Below are 18,322 nucleotides of genomic sequence, written 5' to 3' on the forward strand. Positions count from 1 at the left end.
CGCGCCGGAAAGGCGTGGCTCTCCATTTCGATGCGCAACCCAATACACTTTATTTTTTTACGCCAATAGAAGAATTTCTTTGCTCATCTTGATATCGATCAGCGTTTTCGAGAAAGACGGCTGAAGCTTTGCTTGCAATTTGAGAAGGATTTCGCTTCGAGCCGAATCAGCAGGGTCAGACCAGGCGGGCGCCGCCTTCGGCGGACGGCGTAGTCGGCGTGGTCGGCGTACCGGCCGTGCCGGACGCATCGGTCACGTCCGACACGTCGGCCGCCGGCTGCGATTCGATCGGCTCGACGTCGTTGAAGCGCGTGTAGTCGATGTGCGTCATGCCGTCGACCTCGCTCATCAGATCGACATAGCGGTGATGCCAGCGGATGTCGCCGTGCTCCCACGCGTGGCGCGCCTGCATCATCTGCGTGGTGGTTTCGTCGGAGCCCTCGATCATCACGAGCAGCAGCGCGCGGCGAGCGGCGAGCGATTCGGCCGTCTCGCCGAACAGCGGGCTCGATTCGTCGATCACGTGCATCAGGTTCCAGCCGAGCAGGAAGATCGGATGCTCGCTGCGCACGAGCGTCAGATCGTGGATCTTCAGCAGCGAATAGCCCTCGGACGATAGCTCGCGCCGCATCAGCCTGGGCTTCGCGCGCGCCTCGGCGATCACGTTCTGCCGCGCGTTCGCCGCGCGCACCATCAGCGTCATCCGGCCGTTGAGCGGACGCACGATCGCATGGCGCGCGAACATGATCTTCGCGCGCGGCCGTGCGAAGCGCGCGAACACGAGCCCCGTCGACAACGCGATCCCCGACATCCCGACGAAGATCTCGAGCGTCGCGACGACGTGCGCGTAGACGGTTTGCGGATGCATGTCGCCGTAGCCGACCGTCGCGAGCGTCTCGACGCTGAAGAAGAACGCGCCCGCGAAGCCGGGTGGCGACTGGTTCGCGATCGGCGCGTCGCCGAGCAGATACAGCAGCGCGAACAGCGTGTTGTTCACGACGAACAGCGCGGCGAGCGACGCGAAGAACACGGGCCAGCTCACCTTGAGCGCCCAGTAGTAGAGATCGCGCCAGACCGAGGCCGGCATGCCGTACGCGATCACGTCGCGCGTGCCGGACCAGAGCCTGCGGCCGCCGCGCGGCGGCTTGCGCGCGCCTGAGCCGCTGCCGGCGGGATGCTCGGGGGGGTGCGGGGAAGAGGAATCGACGTTCATCGCAGTCTCGCCGGGGTCGGGTGCGGCGAGCGTAGCATGCAGCGCTTACGATGCGGTCGTCACGCCGCCCGGCTCGCTCGATGCGCGCGACGCGCCCGGCCTTCCGCGGGCAGGTGCCGGGCCCCGCCGCCCGTCACTGGCGCGGCTGCTCGATGAATTGCTGAACCTGCTTGAGCGTGACCTTGCCGGTATGCGCGGCGTCGATTTCATCGAAATGCTTCGCGACGTAGCCGAGGCCGCTTGCTTGCGCCTGCGCCTTCGTGACCGCCGCGCCGTTGCCGAGCGCGCCGCTCGCGCCGAGGCTCGCCGCGAGCCGGCTTTGCGCCTGCTGCTGCAACTGCGCGCCCGTCGTCGCGGAAGCCGACGCCGGCACGGCGGAAGCGTCCTTCGGGAAGAACGGACCGTCGACGCCGCCGTGCAGCGGCGGAACGGACGAGACGGCCTGCAAGGTTTCAGCGGATGCGCTCAACGCGAACGTCGCGGCGACAATGAGTGCGATAGCCGGGAACACGCGCTGCAACTGAAGAATCTGGAACATGACGTGACTCGCAATATCGGGTTTCAAGGAGCGGGCCGCCGATGGCGCGGTCCGCTCGCCGCAAACTCAGCGGGCCGCGGCGGCCCGCGCGATTTTCGCCGTCGGCGTATTGGCCGGGCTCTCGTCGGGCCACGGCGACGGCAGCGCCGCGAGCGTCAGCGCGTTCGCCACGGGCTGGTTCTGGTAGAACGCGACGAGATCCGACTTCATCTGCGGCCTCGCGGCATCGTCGAGGTAGATCATGTGGCCGCCCTGATAGAACGTGACCTGCAGATTCGGATCGAGACCGGACACCGTCTGCAGCCGCGCGAGCTCCTTTTCCGTTTTGAAATACGGCGTCGCGAGATCATGATAGCCGTTCGACGCCAGCACCTTCAGCTTCGGATTCAGTTGCAGCGCGGCGAGCAGATCCGGGATCGTGTCCGGATACGGCTGCCCCGCATGGCTGAAATTCCACGCGCCGATGATGTCGGGATTCAGCGTCTGATACGTCGCGTTCGGCGCGGTGTAGCCGAGGTCGTTCGGCATCTGCGACGCCAGCGCCGTCGTGAACGGCTTCGAGATCAGGATGTCTGACGGGTCGTCGTCGCTCGCAAGACGCGGATCGCCGTTCGGCAGCGACACGCGGCCATCGTAGCGGCCGATCGTGTAGCCCGGCACGAGCGTCGTCTGACCGGGCGAAGCCTCGGTGTCATAAAAATACAGGAAGTACGCGTTGAGCGATGCGGTCGTCATGCTCGTTTGCGTCGACCATACCGCGAGCGTGCCGCCGTCCGGAGACACCGCCGTCGAGGCCGTCGCGTAATGCACGATCGGCGTGTACTGCGCGGTTGCGAAATCCTGAATGCGCTGCGCATACGCGCCCAGATTCGTCGGCGACGGCGACACCTGGTTGAAGTACGCCGCCACCTGCGCATACGACGGGAAGGCGCCGACCGCCTGATCCCCGGTCGCCGCCATGTAGTTCAGGATCGACGACTGCAACACGATGCCCGTCAGCTGCACGCCCGCCGATTCGAGCGCAAGCGCGAGCATGTCCGTGCGCGGCGTGCCGTACGATTCGCCGTACAGGTAGATCGGCGATCCGCTGCGGCCGTTGACGGACAGATAGCGGCGAATGAAATCGCGCATCACCTTGACGTCGGCGTCCGCGCCCCAGAACGTCTGGTTCGTGTTCGGCTGGATGGCCTCCGACAGGCCGGTGCCGGGCGGATCGATGAACACCATGTCGGTGGTCGCGATCAGGCTTTCCGGATTGTCGACGAGCGGGAAATTCGGCCAGTTGGTCATCAGCGGATCGGGCGTCGCGACGCGCGTCGGCGCGAACGAACCGAGCCGCAGCCACACCGACGACGAACCGGGCCCGCCGTTGTAGAAGAAGGTGACGGGCCGCGGCGAACCGTTCTGGCTCGGGGCGGTATAAGCGACATACGACATCGTCGCTTCCGCGTTGCCGTTCGGATCGCAGGCCGTCAAATGTCCTGTCGTGGTCAGGTAGTCGACCGACGCGCCGTTCGACGACCATTGATGGCTCATCACCGCGGCGCGCTCGGATGCCTGCGACGCGGGGAGCCCGTCACCCGCCTTCGGCGAGTAAGCGGTCGTGTCGGTGTACGGTTGATTGAGCTGCGCGGGCGTCGTGCTGCTCTGCAGATCGTCGCCACACCCTCCCAGTGCCAGCAGCATCGTCGAAACAACCGCCGCCGCCGACATCCGGCGACGCCATCCCGCCGATCCGGCGCGCCCTCCATCCATCGATCTTTTCATTTTCGCTTTCTATTTATTTCAATACGTAAGGCATGACGACGCAATGCCTTCCTCGGTATTATCTCAATTGATTTACTCAATTTTTCGCATCGTAATTATGAAAAAATGGCTCGTCAACCACCATTTCCACCGTTGATTATTCGATGGCAAAAGGATAAATCCGGCCGCATTTGCCTCTTGCTGGAACGCAATCTCGTGCGACGAGCGAGATGCGATGCACACGACGCGCATCTCGATATATGGACATCTGTCGCGCCAACAGAGAATCGGCGAACATCGAAGAGCCGCAGCTCGGCGAGTTGCGATAAACCGCGATTCCGCCGCAACAAGACACTTATCGGGAAATGCCAAAGCGCGCGGACGGAATCGGCATCCAAACCGGAGAATGAAAACAAAACGGGCACATTCCGATTGAATGGAATGCGCCCGTGAATTTCCGAAAGAATAATGCAAGCATCAACCAGCGGAAAACAATGAAACGGTCGCGCGGCAATTCCGATCCGGGCGGATGCCGAGCGGTGCGCGCGAACCGTCGACTGGCCGACGCTTACTTGCGATCGACGATGATCTTGTCGAACGTGCCGCCATCGGCGAAATGCGTCTTCTGCGCGTTCGCCCAGTTGCCGAAGATCTGCTCGACGCTGAACGTCTTGAGCGGCTTGAACTCGCTCGCGTACTTCTTCAGCACGTTCGGATCGCGCGGACGCAGATGGTGCCGCGCGACGATCTCCTGCGCGGCGGGCGAGTACAGATACTCGAGATACGCCTGCGCCTCTTTGCGCGTGCCCTTCTTGTCGACGACCTTGTCGACGATCGCGACGGGCGGCTCCGCGAGGATGCTCGCCGACGGATAGACCGCGTCGAAGCTCGCGCCCGCCGCGCCCGTGTCGATCAGCGCGACCTCGTTCTCGAACGTGACGAGCACGTCGCCGATCCCGCGCTGCGTGAACGTCGTCGTCGCGCCGCGGCCGCCGGAGTCGAGCACCGGCACGTTGCGGAAGATCGCCTTCTCGAAATCGAGCGCCTGCTGATCGGTCGCGCCCTTCAGCTTCTGATAGCCCCACGCGGCGAGATACGCGTAGCGGCCGTTGCCCGACGTCTTCGGATTCGCGATGATCACCTGCACGCCCGGTTTCGCGAGATCACTCCAGTCCCTGATCTGCTTCGGATTGCCGTGGCGCACGAGGAACACCATCGTCGTCGAGTACGGCGAGCTGTTGTTCGGCAAGCGCGTGCGCCAGTCCTTCGGCAGCAGCTGGCCGCGCTCGGCGAGGAGATCGATGTCGTTCGGCTGGTTCATCGTCACGACATCCGCCTGCAGCCCTTGCAGCACCGACAGCGCCTGCGCGCTCGACGCGCCGTGCGACTGACGGATCGACACCGCCTCGCCCGTCTTCTGCTTGTACGCGGCAGTGAAGCTCGCGTTGATGTCCTTGTACAGCTCGCGCGTGACGTCGTAGGACACGTTCAGCAGCGACGTGTCGGCGTGCGCGGCCGTCACGAGCATCGCCGCGGCGATGCCGGCGAAGAGCCGGCGGCCGATTCCTTGGGTGTGCTTCATCGTTGGTGCTCCGCTGGTGGTTCGGGGTGATTCGTCAGGTTTTGGTAAGCGACGATTTTAGCGGCGAATGCTGCGATACGAGCCAATCTGTCGTGGATAGCGATGCGCGAAAGCTGATTTGGCGGGACAGGCGGGGAAGGTTCGGCAGCTCGATGGTCGGGCGACTCGGCAGCTTGGCGATTCGACGGTGTGCGCCGAGCCGCGACGCCCCATCGCACCGCGCACCGGTGGAAGCGCCGCGCACGACGCTCGAACCTGATACCACCGGGCCAGTACAACGAGCCGCGCACGCAGCGTATTGAGCGACGGCAACGGAGAGGTGCCCGCGAAAATTCGGACAGTCGGATAGTCAAGCGTCCTGGCCGCGACAGATCGCTGCGGTGTGCCGATGCGGTTTAAATCGGTTCGCTGTTCCGTTGCTCCCCCCACCCGATCTTGGCCGATCTGGCTGATTCGACGCACACAACTTGACATAGGAGCGTCGATGCGCCAACCGAAAGCCTGTGGGGTTCGCTGAAGGTCGCACGACTGCACGGTCGGCACTTCGCGACGCGGCGTGCCGCGATGGATGAAATCGTCGACTGGCCCGGCTTCTACAATGCTCGCCGACTACATTCGACATTGAACTACGTCAGCCCCATGACGTTCGAGAAGAATTGGGCTGCCCCTCAACAGGGGCAAGCGGCCTGATAGCCTCGGCTATGGGATTCGTGAAACGGTAGCACGCTCAGGAATTGGCGCGAACGATTTCAATATCGAAAAAATAAATTTCAATATTTTAAGTTTTGCGAATATCAAAATTAAGATTCAAATCCTTACGAGTCAATTTGATCGGGTCTGGTCGATATTGATTTGCGGTTGTTTTTACTTGCATTGCGCCTTTTAAATTCATGCTGGAATTATAGAATGGGCATTGAGGTTTGCGGTTTATGCCCGGATGCGATACCGCCCTCAATTTAATAAATTGATTGGTCAATTAAATCAAATAGGAGTTTTCATCATGAGGAAAGTTCTCGATAGAATCCGCGTAAAAAAAGAATCCCTTGCCGATCATCCGTTCTTCCCGCAGCTCGCCAACGTCACAGTTCCGGAAATCAAGGAATTGATGCGGACATGGGCGCCGCTTCTCATTCATTTTGCGATGACGTTCAGGGACATCAACCGGATGTACTACCACTACAAGACGCCGGCGGACAAGCTGCAGCGGGCAATCAACGAGCATGTCGACGTCGACAGCTCGCATTGGCAGCTGATGGTGGCCGATCTCAAGACCCTGGATGCGAACGACAAGGCCTTCGATTGCGAAAGCGCGATCAAACTGATCTGGGACGATACCGGCGAACCAGTTCGCGAGTACATGTATTCGGTCATGGCTCGCGCGCGGCGCTGCGGCGACTGCCCGCTGTTGCGAATGGCCGCGATGGAGGCCGGCGAAGCGACCTCGAAGATCTTCTTCACCACATCCCGCAGGATTGCGGCCGCTTACGAGGCGGATACGGGCGACAGGCTGTGTTATCTGGGGGCCGAGCACATCGACAGCGAGATGGATCACCCGATTGATTCATCGGTCTTCCTCGAACAGCCGTTATCCAATGAAAAGCGGGCCGAAGCGATCGCGCTCGTCGACGAGCATTTCAGCAGCTTCCGGGCGTTCCTCGATTACAAATATGAAATCAACCAGCTCACTCTGACCGATCGACATTTCGAACATTCGCCAGGCTGAGGCTCGCGCGGGCGCACGCGTGTCCCGATAGGGGTAATCGTCCGATTCGCGCGAAATCTGCGGCTACCTAGCGCCGGACCGCGGCCGGCAAGGCTCGCGGGTCTTGTTGATCGCCCGCCCCGCTAAAGACAGCAGTCCATTGAGATAACGCCTTTCTGGACAAAACCGCCAGAAATTGCACGAATCGGACGATTACCCCTTGAAGCTCGGCTGCTGTTTGATCTGCTGGAATACGCTCAAGTGTGATTCGCAGTCTTGATGAAACCGTTTCTTACCCGCCTCCCGCGAGCAATTTCAGAATGCGGCTATCGTGCGGCGCTTGCACGATTTCGACAATTCGCACGACACCGGCGTCAGGATGGGCAGGATTCAGCAGGCAGTTATGCGCGAACGGCACGACCGCGCTCGGCACGCGCAGCAGGGCGCTCGGTTGCGCGCCCAGCCATTCGGTGCCCGCGCCGCGGGTCCAGCCGGGATTCTGCCGCCAGTCGACGGGCGTGTCGGCCTCGGCAATCTCCGCCACCGTCACCGCGTCGGGGATCTCGACGCGCAGCAGCTGATAGCCGTCCGGCAGTTGGTCGACGCTGCGAATCTCCAGATGCACCAGCGTCTCGAGCAAGGCGAGCGCCGGATGCTCGGCGAGATAGACGACGGGCTGGCCCGCGTAGTGCCATCGCCCCGCCGCGCGCAGCCCGCCGATGCCTTTCAGATCGGCATAGTTACTGATTCGCCATAGCAGCATCAGGCAAAGTACCCTTCGTCGATCTGGATCAACGCCTCTTCGACCAGCCGTGCGCCATGCTCGGTACTCGCCATATCGAGGGCCGATCTGCCACCGAAGCGCGTCAGGCCTTCGCGCAACCACGTCATCGCCTTGTCCGGCGAGCCGAAGGTCGCGGTCGCCTGCGCGAGGATCTTCGCGAGCCGAATCGCCTTGTCCGACTCATCGGTCGACAAACGCTCGTGATGCTGGCGACGATGGGTCAGCGTACGACGCGGAATGATGAACGCCAATTCGTCGTTCTTCAGCCCCAGCTCCGAGAACCGGTCAATCACGCTGACCTCGACTCGCGCGCTGGCAAGCTCGGCCAGATCGGCGCCGGATCGGACGCGAGCCTCCAGCAAGCGCTCGAGCACGCCGAATTCGGTGCGGCGGGGATCGGCGGTGCCGGTCGGCTTGAATGCGATGGTGGTCATCGTCATCTCCGTGGCAATTTGCCCGTTCATTATAGGCGTTTTGCCGACGCAGCGCACTGACGGGAAGCGTCGCCAGCGCTCACCCAACCGCAGGCGCCGGCTCGACGTGCCTCGTCCGGTCGCCGTCGCTTGCCCGATCGAACCCGCTTGCGCCGCTGCGCGCGCCATGTCAACGTCCCCGGCCATCCGCTTCGGTGCTCGTCCGAAAATGAAGGGCGGATAGCTCCAACTATCCGCCCCTTCATTTCGTTCGCGCCGCTCGGCTGACGCGCGCCTCACGTGCTCGTTCGCATCCAAATAACGCAGCTATGTCACGACAGCAAACGGGAACTGCGGGGAGATCATGTTCAATTCCCTTTTCATCGATATGCTTGGAGATGGACTTGGCAATGTAATCCGTGGCACCGCCTTTCGCCGACTTGACGTGCTCGAAACGAATACGGTGAATCCACGTGTCAGGTTCGTCAGACAAGTCGTTCAACAGGAAATGGCGATTAATGGCCGCGCGCGAGAGCTTCACGTGCGCAGAGTCGCGGACGAACACCATGAGGCTCCAGTGCAGCGGACCATCCTGATGCGCTTCGATCGTTCTCATCCCATAGCAGCAGACCTGCTGGCGATGCAGCCACGCACGACAACGGCTCCATTGCCATTGAAGGTAGTTGTGCGTATCACGCGGCGTTGCACCGTCTCATCGCTTCTCATGAACAGTGCTAAAGTGCTCTTGTTATATATTTTTGTGACACAGTAATACCAGAGGATGCACATGCAATCACGTTTCGAAGGTATCTGGCTTCCGATCATCACGCCGTTCCACGATGGCGAGATCGACTATCCGGCGCTCGCGCGCCTGGCGCGTCACTACGCAGCCGAAAGGATCGCGGGCTTCGTCGCCGGCGCGACGACGGGCGAAGGCGCGCTCCTGCACGCGGGCGAACAGGAAGCGATTTTCGCGACGCTGCGCGACGCCGCGCCGAATCTTCCGATCGTGCTCGGCTTGACGGCGAGCGCAACGCACGCGGCCGCCGAGCGCGCGCGGGAACTCGCGTCGCTGCGCCCGGACGGGCTGCTCGCGACGCCGCCCGTCTACATGAGGCCGACGCAAGCCGGCGTGCAGCGGCACATCGAAGCGATCGTCGAAGCGGCGGATCTGCCCGTGCTCGTCTACAACATTCCGTATCGGACCGGCGTAAACGTCGAACTCGACACACTGCAGGCGCTCTCGCGCGATGCGCGCGTCGTCGGCGTGAAGGAATGCGGCGGGACCCTCGAGCGCATGCTGCGTCTCGTGCACGAAACGCCGCTACGCATCTTCTCCGGCGACGACAACCAGAATTTCGCGGCGCTGTGCGCGGGCGCGCACGGTGTGATCGCGAGCGCCGCGCACGTACTGCCCGCGTGGCACGTGCGCATCCATGCGCTCCTGCGCGAAGGCAGGCTCGACGACGCGCGACGGGTCGCGGTCGCGCTGCAGCCGCTCGTCGCCGATCTGTTCGCGGAACCGAATCCTGCGCCCGTGAAAGCGCTGCTCGCCGCGCAGGGCTGGTGCGACAACGCGCTGCGGCTGCCGTTCCTGCCGGTGAGCGACGCGCTCGCGGCGCGGCTGGTCAGGCATTGGGAAGCGCTGCGGCGGAGCGAGACGGCCGAAGTCTGAGCGCGCGGACATCCGTCGATCGCCGGCGGATTCGTCATGCGGCGACGGCTCGAGTCCACCGATTCGAGCGCCGCCTCATCGCGCGATGCGCCGATTTGCCGATTTGCCGATTTGCCGATTTGCCGATTTGCCGATTTGCCGATTTGCCGATTTGCCGATTTGCCGATTTGCAGCCCCGCAAACGCGGCAGTTGGCCTCCGCTGGCGCTCGCCCCGGAAAGCCCGGCCGGCACCGCCGACCGGCATACGGCCTATTCGTCGACGCCGCGTCGATTCGCGCCGATGAATCCGGCGACGCGCTCGGCCACCCAACGCTCGCGCTCGCGATGCGGCACATGCCGCACGCCGCGCACGATTTCGATCTGCGCCGGTCCGCCGACCGAGCGCACGATCGTCTCGGGATGAAGGTTCGACCCGTATTCGTCGTCGCTGCCGTGGATCGCGAGCGTCGGGCACGTCACCTGCGGCAGGACATCGTTCAACGACCAATCGGAAAACGCCGGCGACAGCCACGTCTCGATCCACGCGTCCAGCACCCAGCGCGTCTTCTCGCCGTGATACACCTGCAGACGTTCGAAGGTCTCGCGCTGCTTGAACTGTTCGCGCGCGTCGACGATGCCGGCGCGCGTCCTGCCTTCGACGAACGCCAGGGCGGATTCGGTGATCAACGCTTCGCACGCCGACGGATACGCCGCCGCGCAGTGCACCGCCATGCCGCCGCCGACGCTATGGCCGAACGCGACGAAACGATCGAAGCCGAGCTGTTCGCGCAGCATCGGGAAAAATCGCCGGGCCTCGTCGCGAACGAAGTCGGCGCCGAGCGCGTCCGTGCGGGGATCGGACTGCCCGAAGCCGAGGCGATCGTAGACGATCACCCGCCGCCCCGTGCATTCGGCCAGCGCGTTCGGAAACGTCCGCCACAGGTGAACGCAGCCGAGCGAATCGTGAAGCAGGACGATGGGCGGCAGGCTGTCGGGCGCGTCCGCATGATGCGGCGCGGGCCAGCACCGCACGAACAAGCGCCCCCTTCCGGTGTCGACCCAGCAGTCTTTCGTCGCGTTTCGGCGGTTGTCCATGTTCCGCTACTGACCGAGCAGATGCCGCAACAAGCCGGTCGACACGACGCCGATGATCACGGTCGGCAAAATCGACAGTCGGGTGGCCGCGAGCAGCGTAATCGCCAGCGCGAGCAAATTGGCCGGCTTGTCCGAGACGAACGCCGGCGCGATCACCGACACCAGCACGCATCCCGGCACATTTTCCATCACCGACAGCATGCGCGGGCTCAGCGTGCGATTACGCAGCACGACGTAGCCGAGAATCCGGCTCAGGTAAGTGGACGAGGCCATCAGCGCGATCGTCAGCAGCGTCGATACATCGATCATGACGGCTCTCCCCAGGCGACGGCGGCGACGAGGCCGGCGAGCGCGCCCGCCGCGACGTACCAGGCGCCCGGCACGAGCAGGTAAGTCGCCGCCGCGACGACGAGGCTGACGAGCCACGGACGGCACGCGCGCGCGCCTTTCCACATGCCCCGGAGCAGCACGAGGAAAACCGCGGTGAACGCCATGTCGAAGCCGTATTGCTCGACGTCGCCGATCGTGGGCCCCAATGCCGCGCCGAGCGCGGTGCACGCGATCCACGTGAGGTACAGCCCTGCCGACACGCCCAGGTAATACGGAAAGCTGATGCGGCTGCGCGATTGCTGCCGCGCGTCGGCGAGCGCCATCGCCCAGCTCTCGTCGCACATGAAGAAGAGCGCCGGAAAAGTCCGCTTGCGCGACAGGTGCCGGAGATACGGCGCGAACGCCGCGCCCATCAGGATGTGCCGGCAGTTCACCAGAAACGACATCGCGACGATGAGCAGGATGTGCGGCGGCGACGTCCATAACCGGATCGCGGTGAATTCGGAGCCGCCGCCGAAATTCAGGCCGGTCATCAGCGGCACTTCGACGACGCTCAAGCCTTTTTGCGTCGCCTGCGCGCCCAGCACGAGCGCGAACGGAATGAAGCCGAGCATCACGGGCAGCGATGCGCGCAAGCCGCGCCAGGCTTCGGATTTTGCGGTGGATTCCTCGGAAATGACGGTTGACGTCGGCAAACTGTTCATTACACCTCCTTCGAGGGGCAATATTGTCTGCCAAATTTGATGAAATCGGGTTGCGTTGTTGCTATATTTCGGTATCGAATTAGTATGAACAACCCATTTTTTTAATCTTCCTGGAATTGGATTCCAATGAAATTCGACGCCATCGATCGACGCATCCTGCAAGCCCTGCAACGCGACGGCCGGCTGCAGAACGTCGAGCTCGCGAAAGAAGTCAGCCTGTCGCCTTCGCCGTGCCTCAGACGAGTCCGGCTGCTCGAGAAAGCCGGCGTGATCGAACGGTACGTCGCGGTGCTCAATCCCGCGAAGGTCGGCAAGGGGTTGACCGTGTTCACGCGTGTCTGGCTGAAAGAGCAGGACGCCGACACGGTCGATCACTTCGCCGAAGCGGTCCGGCAACTGCCGCAGGTCGTCGAGTGCCACCTGATGGCGGGCGACTGCGATTTTCTGCTGCGAGTCGTCGCCGCCGACATCGACGACTACCGGCAATTCCAGATGCATCATCTGACGCGGATCAAGGGCGTGCAGAGCGTGAAGACCGAGATCCCGCTGCAGAAGGTGAAGTTGACTTCGGAGGTGCCGGTTTGACTTTGCGCACGCCCGCGGAGGACCAACCGAAAATGGGCCGGCTGCGCACCAGCGGGCGTTGCCGTCGTCGTGCGGACTGACCAGCTTGACGAACGAGACCGTCGGCATGCCGGTGCCGCCCGACGCCGCCCGTTATTACCACGAGTACATCGTAGCCGCCGACCGGCCCCTGACCATCAGCGCCCGGATTTCGCGTCGGATCTTGCGAGGCGCGACGACGTATATCGAAACGCCGCAGCGCGGAGCGGGCACGTTCACGCCGAAGCCCGGGCAGGATTCGAAGTCTCCGCCGAAGGCGACGTCGGTCCCGCGCGCATCCGGGTGCGGCAATTGCATGAGGACGCCAACGGCATATCGACCTCGCCGGTCACGGTCGCGGCGGCTCCGCCTTGCCCATGAAACGGCGCCGTCGTCGGCCCGGACCCGACACCATCGGGCGCGCGCAAGATTGAGCACGCCGACGAGCGAATTCGGGCCGACGACGGCGCGCCTGCATCGCTGAGCGCCTCACCGCCCCTCCCGCTCCAACGCCCGCTTCGCCGCGTCACGCTCCGCGACCCGCGCCGCGTGCGCACCCCATGCTTCGCAGCGGTCCATATCGAGACCGACCGCGCGCCCCCATCGATACAGCACGAGCAAGAACGGATCGACGATCGAATATCCGTCCGGCTCGGCCCATTGCCGCCCGTCGCGCAGCGCCGCCTCGATCTCGCCGTTCGCCGCTTCGATCACGCGCCGGCCATGCGCGGAGATCGCCGAATGAGTCGACGCGTCGTCGATGAACCGTCCCGGCCGCCACAGCGCGCCGTATCCGACGCCATGCACCCACCCGACGAGCCACGCGAGCCACTCGTGACACCGCGCCTCACGCAACGGATCGTCGATCGGCAGCAGACCCGCTTCCGGATGCTTGCGCGCGAGATACGTGAGAACTGCGGGCGTCTCGGTCAGCACGCGCGTCTCGCCGGGAATCGCGAGTGCGGGCACGCGCGCCTTCGGATTGATCGCGAGATAGCGCTCGCCGAGGTGCTCGCGGCGCGATACGAGCACCGGCTCGGCGTCGAACGGCGCGCCGGTTTCTTCGAGCGCGATGTGCGCGGCGAGCGAGCACGCGTCCGGCGAATAGTAGAGTCGATAAGCGCTCATGGTTCCCGTCCCCCCTCCATCGAATGGCAATGACAGCGAGTGTAGGAACCGGCCAGGCACGCGGCAAACGATGAATTGTCGTGCTCAGGCATTAGTGTTACTAATACACGGATGACACGACCCCGCATCCCCCCGTTGCAGACGCTGCGTGCATTCGAAGCTGCCGTGCGGCTGCAGAGCTTCACGCGCGCAGCCGACGAGCTCGCGCTCACGCAAGGCGCCGTCAGCCAGCACGTGCGCGCGCTCGAAGCGCAGCTCGGCCGTCCGCTCTTCACGCGCGAGCGCAACGGCGCGACGCCGACGCAAGCCGCGCACGCGCTCGCGCTGCAAGTGCGGCAAGGCCTGAGCGTGCTCGCGCGCGCATTCGAAGCGACGCGCGCACCCCGCTTCTCCCGCGCGGCGAGCACGACGCTGCACGTGAGCGTGCTGCCGAGTTTCGCGACGCGCTGGCTCGCGCCGCGTCTGCCGCGTTTTCGCGCCGCGCATCCGGCAATCGACGTCACGCTTCATCCGGACGTCGCGCTCGCGCCGCTCAACAAGCGCAGCCGCATCGACGTCGCATTGCGTTACGGCCCCGGCACGTGGCCCGGCGTCGTCGCGGAAAAGCTGATGAACGAGGCGGTGTTTCCGGTCGCGAGTCCGACCTATCGAAACCGCGACGGCGTTGCGCCGCGCGAGGCCGTCGACCTCGCACGCTCGACGCTGCTGCGTCATCCCGCGCAGCCGTGGGAGCCGTGGTTTCAGGCGGCGCGGCTCGATCTCGTCGAATCGCGCCGCGCGCCGCAATTCGACGATGCCGAAGCGCTGATCGAAGCCGTGCTGAAAGGCCGTGGCGTCGCGCTCGCGCGCCGCTCGCTGATCGCGCCGGAGCTCGCGTCGGGCGCGCTCGTGCGCGTGTCGAAGGCGAGCATCGCCGACGTCTACGCTCACTATCTGGTCTGGCGGCCCGGACATCCGAAGGAGCGCGCGATCGCCGCGTGGCTCGACTGGCTGCGCGACGAGGTGCGCCGCAAGACGCCGCGCCGCAAGCTCACCGCCGACGCGCCGCCTGCCCACCGCCGCCAGCCGACCGAAAGCAAATCGTCATAATATGGCCGTCGCAAACGGTTCACGTAACCGACGCATCGTTTCCTCAAACTAGCGGACGTCCAAGACACGCGATCGATTCTCAGGAGGCTCCCCGATGCGCCAGCGTCTCGCCGCCCTCGTCACCGCACTTTGCGTCGTGCCGCTCGCCGCCGCGTGCGGCGACGATGCGTCTCACGCTCGCGCGGAGACGAACGCCGGCGCGCAAACGGCATCGCCGCCGGACACCGCCGCCAATTCGTTCAACGGCGGCGCCGTGGCCAGCCACACCGCGCCGGCGAGTGCGCCGCTCGCAACGCCCGTGATCCACTACCCGCCCGAAGACGAAGCCGGCGACGCATCCGGCACGACGGCGGCATCCGCGCATCCCGCATCAAATCCTGGCTGATCGCGTTCCGCCGCGCCCTCTTCCCCGCAGAGCCAAAGGTGAAAACATGACGTCAGAAAGCCGCCGCCGTTTCCTGCAGACCGTTGCGCAATCCGCGAGCGCCGCCGCCGCGCTCACCGTGTTCCCCGAATCGATCCGCCGCGCGCTCGCGATCCCCGCCGCGTCGCGCACGGGCACGATCCGCGATGTCGAGCACATCGTCGTGTTCATGCAGGAAAACCGCTCGTTCGACCATTACTTCGGACACCTGCGCGGCGTGCGCGGCTACAACGACCGCTTCCCGATCGCACTGCCGAACGGCAAACCGGTCTGGTATCAACCGTCGAAGGCGAATCCGTCGAGACCCGTGCTGCCGTTTCGCCTCAACACGCTGACGACGAGCGCGCAATGCATCGGCGACCTCGATCACTCGTGGTACAAGACGCACGCGGCGATCGACGGCGGCCGCTACGATCAGTGGCCCGCGAACAAGACCGACATGACGATGGGCTATCACGTGCGCGAGGACATCCCGTTCCACTACGCGCTCGCCGATGCGTTCACCGTCTGCGACAACTACTTCTGCTCGCTGCCCGGCCCGACGCATCCGAACCGCTCGTATCTGATGACGGGCACCGTCGACCCGACCGGCAAATACGGCGGCCCGCTCCTCGACAACAACGACTACGTCGACGGCGACGTGCCGCCGAAGTACGACCTGCTCACGTGGACGACGTATCCCGAGCGTCTCGAAGCGAACGGCATCTCGTGGCAGATCTACCAGCAAGGCACGACAGGCAGCGATCCGCTGAACGGCAACTACGGGACGAACGTCCTGCAGAACTTCGCGAACTTCATCAACGCGAAGCCGGGCTCGTCGCTGTATCAGCGCGCGCAGGCGGTGCGCACGCTCGACGACCTGAAGGCCGACGTGCTCGCGAACAGGCTGCCGCAAGTGTCGTGGCTGCTGCCGCCCGCCGCGTTCTCCGAGCATCCGAAGTACACGCCCGCTTACGGCGCGAACTACACATCGCAGATCCTCGACGCGCTGACGTCGAACCCCGACGTATGGCGCAAGACCGTGCTCTTCATCATGTACGACGAGAACGACGGCTTCTTCGATCACGTCGTGCCGCCGCAGCCGGCGACGACGCGCGCGCAGGGCCTGTCCACCGTCGCCGTCGACGGCGAGATCCACAACGTCGTGAATCCGGGCCGCGGCGGCAGCTACACCGCCGACGGCCTGCCGTACGGCCTCGGCCCGCGCGTGCCGATGACGGTCGTGTCGCCGTGGACGAAGGGCGGCTTCGTCTGCTCACAGGTGTTCGACCACACGTCGGTGATCCGCTTCATCGCCGCGCGCTTCGGGATCGACGAGCCGAACATCACGCCGTGGCGCCGCGCCGTGTGCGGCGATCTCACGTCCGCGTTCGACTTCCGCACGCCGGACGCGACGCTGCCGCCGTTGCCCGACACGAGCAACTATCGGTCGATCGCCGATCAGCTTTGCTCGACGAAGCCCGCGCCGACCGTGCCCGCCGCGCCGAGCCCCGTCGATCCGCAGGAACCCGGCGTGCGTCCGGCGCGCGCGCTGCCGTACGAACTGCACGTGAACGCGTCGGTGCGCGGCGGCACACACTTGCGGATCGAGTTCGCGAATCGCGGCGAGCAAGGCGCGCACTTCTATGTGTATGCGTCGAACCGCAGCGACGGCCCGTGGCGCTACACGGTCGGCGCGCATCGTTCGCTGCACGACGAGTTCGATCTCGGCGCGACGAACGGCGCGTATGCGTTCTCGGTGTACGGCCCGAATGGCTTCGTGCGCGTGTTCGAAGGCGTCGCCGCCGCCGAGGGCCATGGCCGGCACGCAGCCGCGCATCCGGAAGTGAAGGCGGGCTACGACATCGCGAACGGCAACCTGTATCTGAAGCTGCAGAATCACGGCGGCCAGAGCGTGCCGCTGACGCTGACCGACAACGCGTACGGCGCGCAGTCGCGTCAGATCACGCTGCGCGGCGGCGACGAGCGGATCGAGCAATGGGCGCTCGCGCCGAGCCATCACTGGTACGACGTGACGGTGTCGGACGGCGCGGCGGGCACGTTCCTGCGCCGCTTCGCGGGCCACGTCGAGAACGGCAAGACGAGCTATTCCGATCCGGCGGCGGTCGCGCCCGTCACGGCCTGAAGGTGCACGCGCGACGGCGTGCTTGATGGACGCCGTCGCGCGATCGATGCAGTTCGATGCGGAAAGAAATGCGCGCGACGACAAGCGTCGAAGTGAAACCCGGATGCGTGTTGCGTGTGCCGAACATCGTTTCCGAAGACACGACGTGACGCACATCGCACAAGAGGCACTGGCGATCGCGCTCGAACGCGTCACGCTGCTGTGCGTCGTCGATCACATCGACGCCGCCAATCGAGCGCACTGGGTCGCGCCCGTCTATCTTGCGCGCGCGTTCGCGGGCGAGCCGCGCATCGTCGAGCCGGACGAGCACGACGCATTCGGCTGGTTCGCGCTGAGCGATTTGCCGCAGCCGCTCACACACGCGACGCGCGTTGCCGTCGCGCAGCTCGTGACGGCGGCCTGAAATGTCGAGCCCGGCGATTGCGGCAAGCGCATCAAGCCGCCGTCACGAGCACATCGCGCGCGATCGCGCCGATTACCGGCGAGTCGTCCCGAAACCGCAGCGGCGCCGCGCAATGCACGAGCGCATCGACGAGATATTTCGCGCGCGGCCACGGCCCGTAGCCCGCTGCGGTATTGATGTGGCCGGCGTCGCCGAGATTGACGAACGCGCTGCCGAGCCGGTGTGCGAGCTCGCGCGCTTCGGCGAGCGTCATCCACGGGTCGCTTTCGCTGCCGATCACGATCGACGGCGCGGCCAGGCGGTGCGGATCGAAGTCGCCCGCGAACGCGAACTTGCTCGGATTCGCGGGCGCGACGAACAGCGCGCCGACGACGTTCGCCGCCGGCGCGTCCGCGACCGATGCGTGCTGTGCGAGCGCATGCGCGGCCGCGAGACAGCCGAAGCTGTGCGCGGCGAGCACGAACGGCCCGCGCTCGCGCGCGAGCAGATCCCGCACTTTCTGCGCCCAGCGCGCGAGATGCGGTGCGTCCCAGTCGTCCTGTTCGACGCGCAGCGCGCGCGCGAACTGTCTCTCGAGCCAGGTCTGCCAGTGCGCGCCTTCGCTGCCGTGCAGACCGGGCACCGTGACGAGCCGCGGCGGCCACGTCGATTTGCTGCATGAGCGCATGTGTCCCTCGCGAAGCTAGGAGCCTGGCGTCGATTGTCGCGTGCGCGCGATGCGCGGCGAACCAATTTTTTGTGCTTTGCATTTCCGCGCATGGCGACGCAAAGCGCGGCAAAACCGTAGA

At 64.7% G+C, this 18,322-nt stretch carries 17 protein-coding genes and 3 pseudogenes; 8 read left to right on the forward strand and 12 right to left on the reverse strand.

Translation table 11 applies throughout. The annotated features are described in order from the left end of the window. Positions 1 to 175: 175 nt before the first annotated feature. The 4 genes from WS69_RS17160 to WS69_RS17175 form a co-directional block, all read right to left on the reverse strand. A complete protein-coding gene (locus tag WS69_RS17160) occupies positions 176 to 1,213 on the reverse strand; it encodes an ion channel (protein ID WP_059471899.1) in 1,038 nt (345 codons plus the stop codon). 133 nt (positions 1,214 to 1,346) lie between these two features. Beyond that, positions 1,347 to 1,751: a hypothetical protein gene (locus WS69_RS17165; protein WP_059471900.1), complete on the reverse strand. Its 405-nt coding sequence runs from the start codon at positions 1,749 to 1,751 to the stop codon at positions 1,347 to 1,349. A gap of 66 nt (positions 1,752 to 1,817) precedes the next feature. Next, positions 1,818 to 3,518, reverse strand: coding sequence for a S10 family serine carboxypeptidase-like protein (locus WS69_RS17170; RefSeq protein ID WP_059471901.1), 1,701 nt, complete (start codon positions 3,516 to 3,518; stop codon positions 1,818 to 1,820). Positions 3,519 to 4,065: 547 nt separating this feature from the next. Next, positions 4,066 to 5,079 carry a sulfate ABC transporter substrate-binding protein gene (locus WS69_RS17175; protein ID WP_059471902.1) on the reverse strand — a complete coding sequence of 338 codons (1,014 nt, stop codon included), beginning with the start codon at positions 5,077 to 5,079 and terminating at the stop codon, positions 4,066 to 4,068. Positions 5,080 to 5,562: 483 nt separating this feature from the next. Between WS69_RS17175 and WS69_RS31335 the strand changes: the two are divergent. Then, positions 5,563 to 5,769, forward strand: a pseudogene (locus WS69_RS31335) (IS3 family transposase); the annotation flags it as partial. 310 nt (positions 5,770 to 6,079) lie between these two features. Beyond that, positions 6,080 to 6,802: a hypothetical protein gene (locus WS69_RS17180; RefSeq protein WP_059471903.1), complete on the forward strand. Its 723-nt coding sequence runs from the start codon at positions 6,080 to 6,082 to the stop codon at positions 6,800 to 6,802. Between the two features lie 271 nt (positions 6,803 to 7,073). Here the strand turns inward: WS69_RS17180 and WS69_RS17185 are convergent, their stop codons facing one another. The 3 genes and pseudogenes from WS69_RS17185 to WS69_RS17195 form a co-directional block, all read right to left on the reverse strand. Then, entirely contained in the window at positions 7,074 to 7,547 is a 474-nt protein-coding gene (locus WS69_RS17185) for an RES family NAD+ phosphorylase (RefSeq protein WP_156438205.1), read from the reverse strand. Next, on the reverse strand, positions 7,544 to 7,999 hold the full coding sequence (gene parS, locus WS69_RS17190; RefSeq protein ID WP_059471998.1) for a type II RES/Xre toxin-antitoxin system antitoxin: 456 nt from the start codon (positions 7,997 to 7,999) through the stop codon (positions 7,544 to 7,546). The genes WS69_RS17185 and parS overlap by 4 nt, the downstream gene beginning before the upstream one ends. A 241-nt stretch (positions 8,000 to 8,240) precedes the next feature. Next, a pseudogene (locus WS69_RS17195) lies at positions 8,241 to 8,675 on the reverse strand (replication endonuclease); the annotation flags it as partial. A gap of 90 nt (positions 8,676 to 8,765) precedes the next feature. On the opposite strand from WS69_RS17195, the gene dapA reads away from it, so the two are divergent. Beyond that, positions 8,766 to 9,653, forward strand: coding sequence for a 4-hydroxy-tetrahydrodipicolinate synthase (gene dapA, locus WS69_RS17200; RefSeq protein ID WP_197419274.1), 888 nt, complete (start codon positions 8,766 to 8,768; stop codon positions 9,651 to 9,653). Positions 9,654 to 9,903: 250 nt separating this feature from the next. Here the strand turns inward: dapA and WS69_RS17205 are convergent, their stop codons facing one another. The 3 genes from WS69_RS17205 to WS69_RS17215 are packed head-to-tail and all read right to left on the reverse strand — an operon-like array spanning position 9,904 to position 11,762. Further along, the gene (locus WS69_RS17205) at positions 9,904 to 10,728 is read right to left on the reverse strand and encodes an alpha/beta fold hydrolase (protein WP_059471907.1); all 825 of its coding nucleotides are present in this window, start codon (positions 10,726 to 10,728) and stop codon (positions 9,904 to 9,906) included. A gap of 6 nt (positions 10,729 to 10,734) precedes the next feature. Next, positions 10,735 to 11,037, reverse strand: a complete 303-nt coding sequence (locus WS69_RS17210) for an AzlD family protein (RefSeq protein ID WP_059471908.1) — start codon at positions 11,035 to 11,037, stop codon at positions 10,735 to 10,737. Further along, positions 11,034 to 11,762: an AzlC family ABC transporter permease gene (locus WS69_RS17215; RefSeq protein WP_059471909.1), complete on the reverse strand. Its 729-nt coding sequence runs from the start codon at positions 11,760 to 11,762 to the stop codon at positions 11,034 to 11,036. The genes WS69_RS17210 and WS69_RS17215 overlap by 4 nt, the downstream gene beginning before the upstream one ends. A gap of 126 nt (positions 11,763 to 11,888) precedes the next feature. Here WS69_RS17215 and WS69_RS17220 point away from each other — a divergent pair, with 126 nt between their 5' ends. Further along, positions 11,889 to 12,347, forward strand: coding sequence for an Lrp/AsnC family transcriptional regulator (locus WS69_RS17220; RefSeq protein WP_059471910.1), 459 nt, complete (start codon positions 11,889 to 11,891; stop codon positions 12,345 to 12,347). Positions 12,348 to 12,854: 507 nt separating this feature from the next. Here the strand turns inward: WS69_RS17220 and WS69_RS17230 are convergent. Next, positions 12,855 to 13,493, reverse strand: a complete 639-nt coding sequence (locus WS69_RS17230; RefSeq protein ID WP_059471912.1) for a glutathione S-transferase family protein — start codon at positions 13,491 to 13,493, stop codon at positions 12,855 to 12,857. A 111-nt stretch (positions 13,494 to 13,604) separates the two neighbouring features. Here WS69_RS17230 and WS69_RS17235 point away from each other — a divergent pair, with 111 nt between their 5' ends. The 4 genes and pseudogenes from WS69_RS17235 to WS69_RS17250 form a co-directional block, all read left to right on the forward strand. After that, a complete protein-coding gene (locus tag WS69_RS17235) occupies positions 13,605 to 14,582 on the forward strand; it encodes a LysR substrate-binding domain-containing protein (RefSeq protein ID WP_082716249.1) in 978 nt (325 codons plus the stop codon). 94 nt (positions 14,583 to 14,676) lie between these two features. Further along, positions 14,677 to 14,967, forward strand: a complete 291-nt coding sequence (locus WS69_RS17240; protein WP_059471913.1) for a hypothetical protein — start codon at positions 14,677 to 14,679, stop codon at positions 14,965 to 14,967. 46 nt (positions 14,968 to 15,013) lie between these two features. Beyond that, positions 15,014 to 17,131, forward strand: coding sequence for a phosphocholine-specific phospholipase C (locus tag WS69_RS17245; protein ID WP_059471914.1), 2,118 nt, complete (start codon positions 15,014 to 15,016; stop codon positions 17,129 to 17,131). A gap of 160 nt (positions 17,132 to 17,291) precedes the next feature. Further along, positions 17,292 to 17,534, forward strand: a pseudogene (locus WS69_RS17250) (ADP-ribose pyrophosphatase); the annotation flags it as partial. Positions 17,535 to 17,565: 31 nt separating this feature from the next. Here WS69_RS17250 and WS69_RS17255 read toward each other — a convergent pair. Continuing rightward, a complete protein-coding gene (locus tag WS69_RS17255) occupies positions 17,566 to 18,201 on the reverse strand; it encodes an RBBP9/YdeN family alpha/beta hydrolase (protein WP_059471915.1) in 636 nt (211 codons plus the stop codon). Between the last annotated feature and the right edge of the window lie 121 nt (positions 18,202 to 18,322).

It is taken from the genome of Burkholderia sp. BDU5 (assembly GCF_001522845.1).
Classification (GTDB): domain Bacteria; phylum Pseudomonadota; class Gammaproteobacteria; order Burkholderiales; family Burkholderiaceae; genus Burkholderia; species Burkholderia mayonis.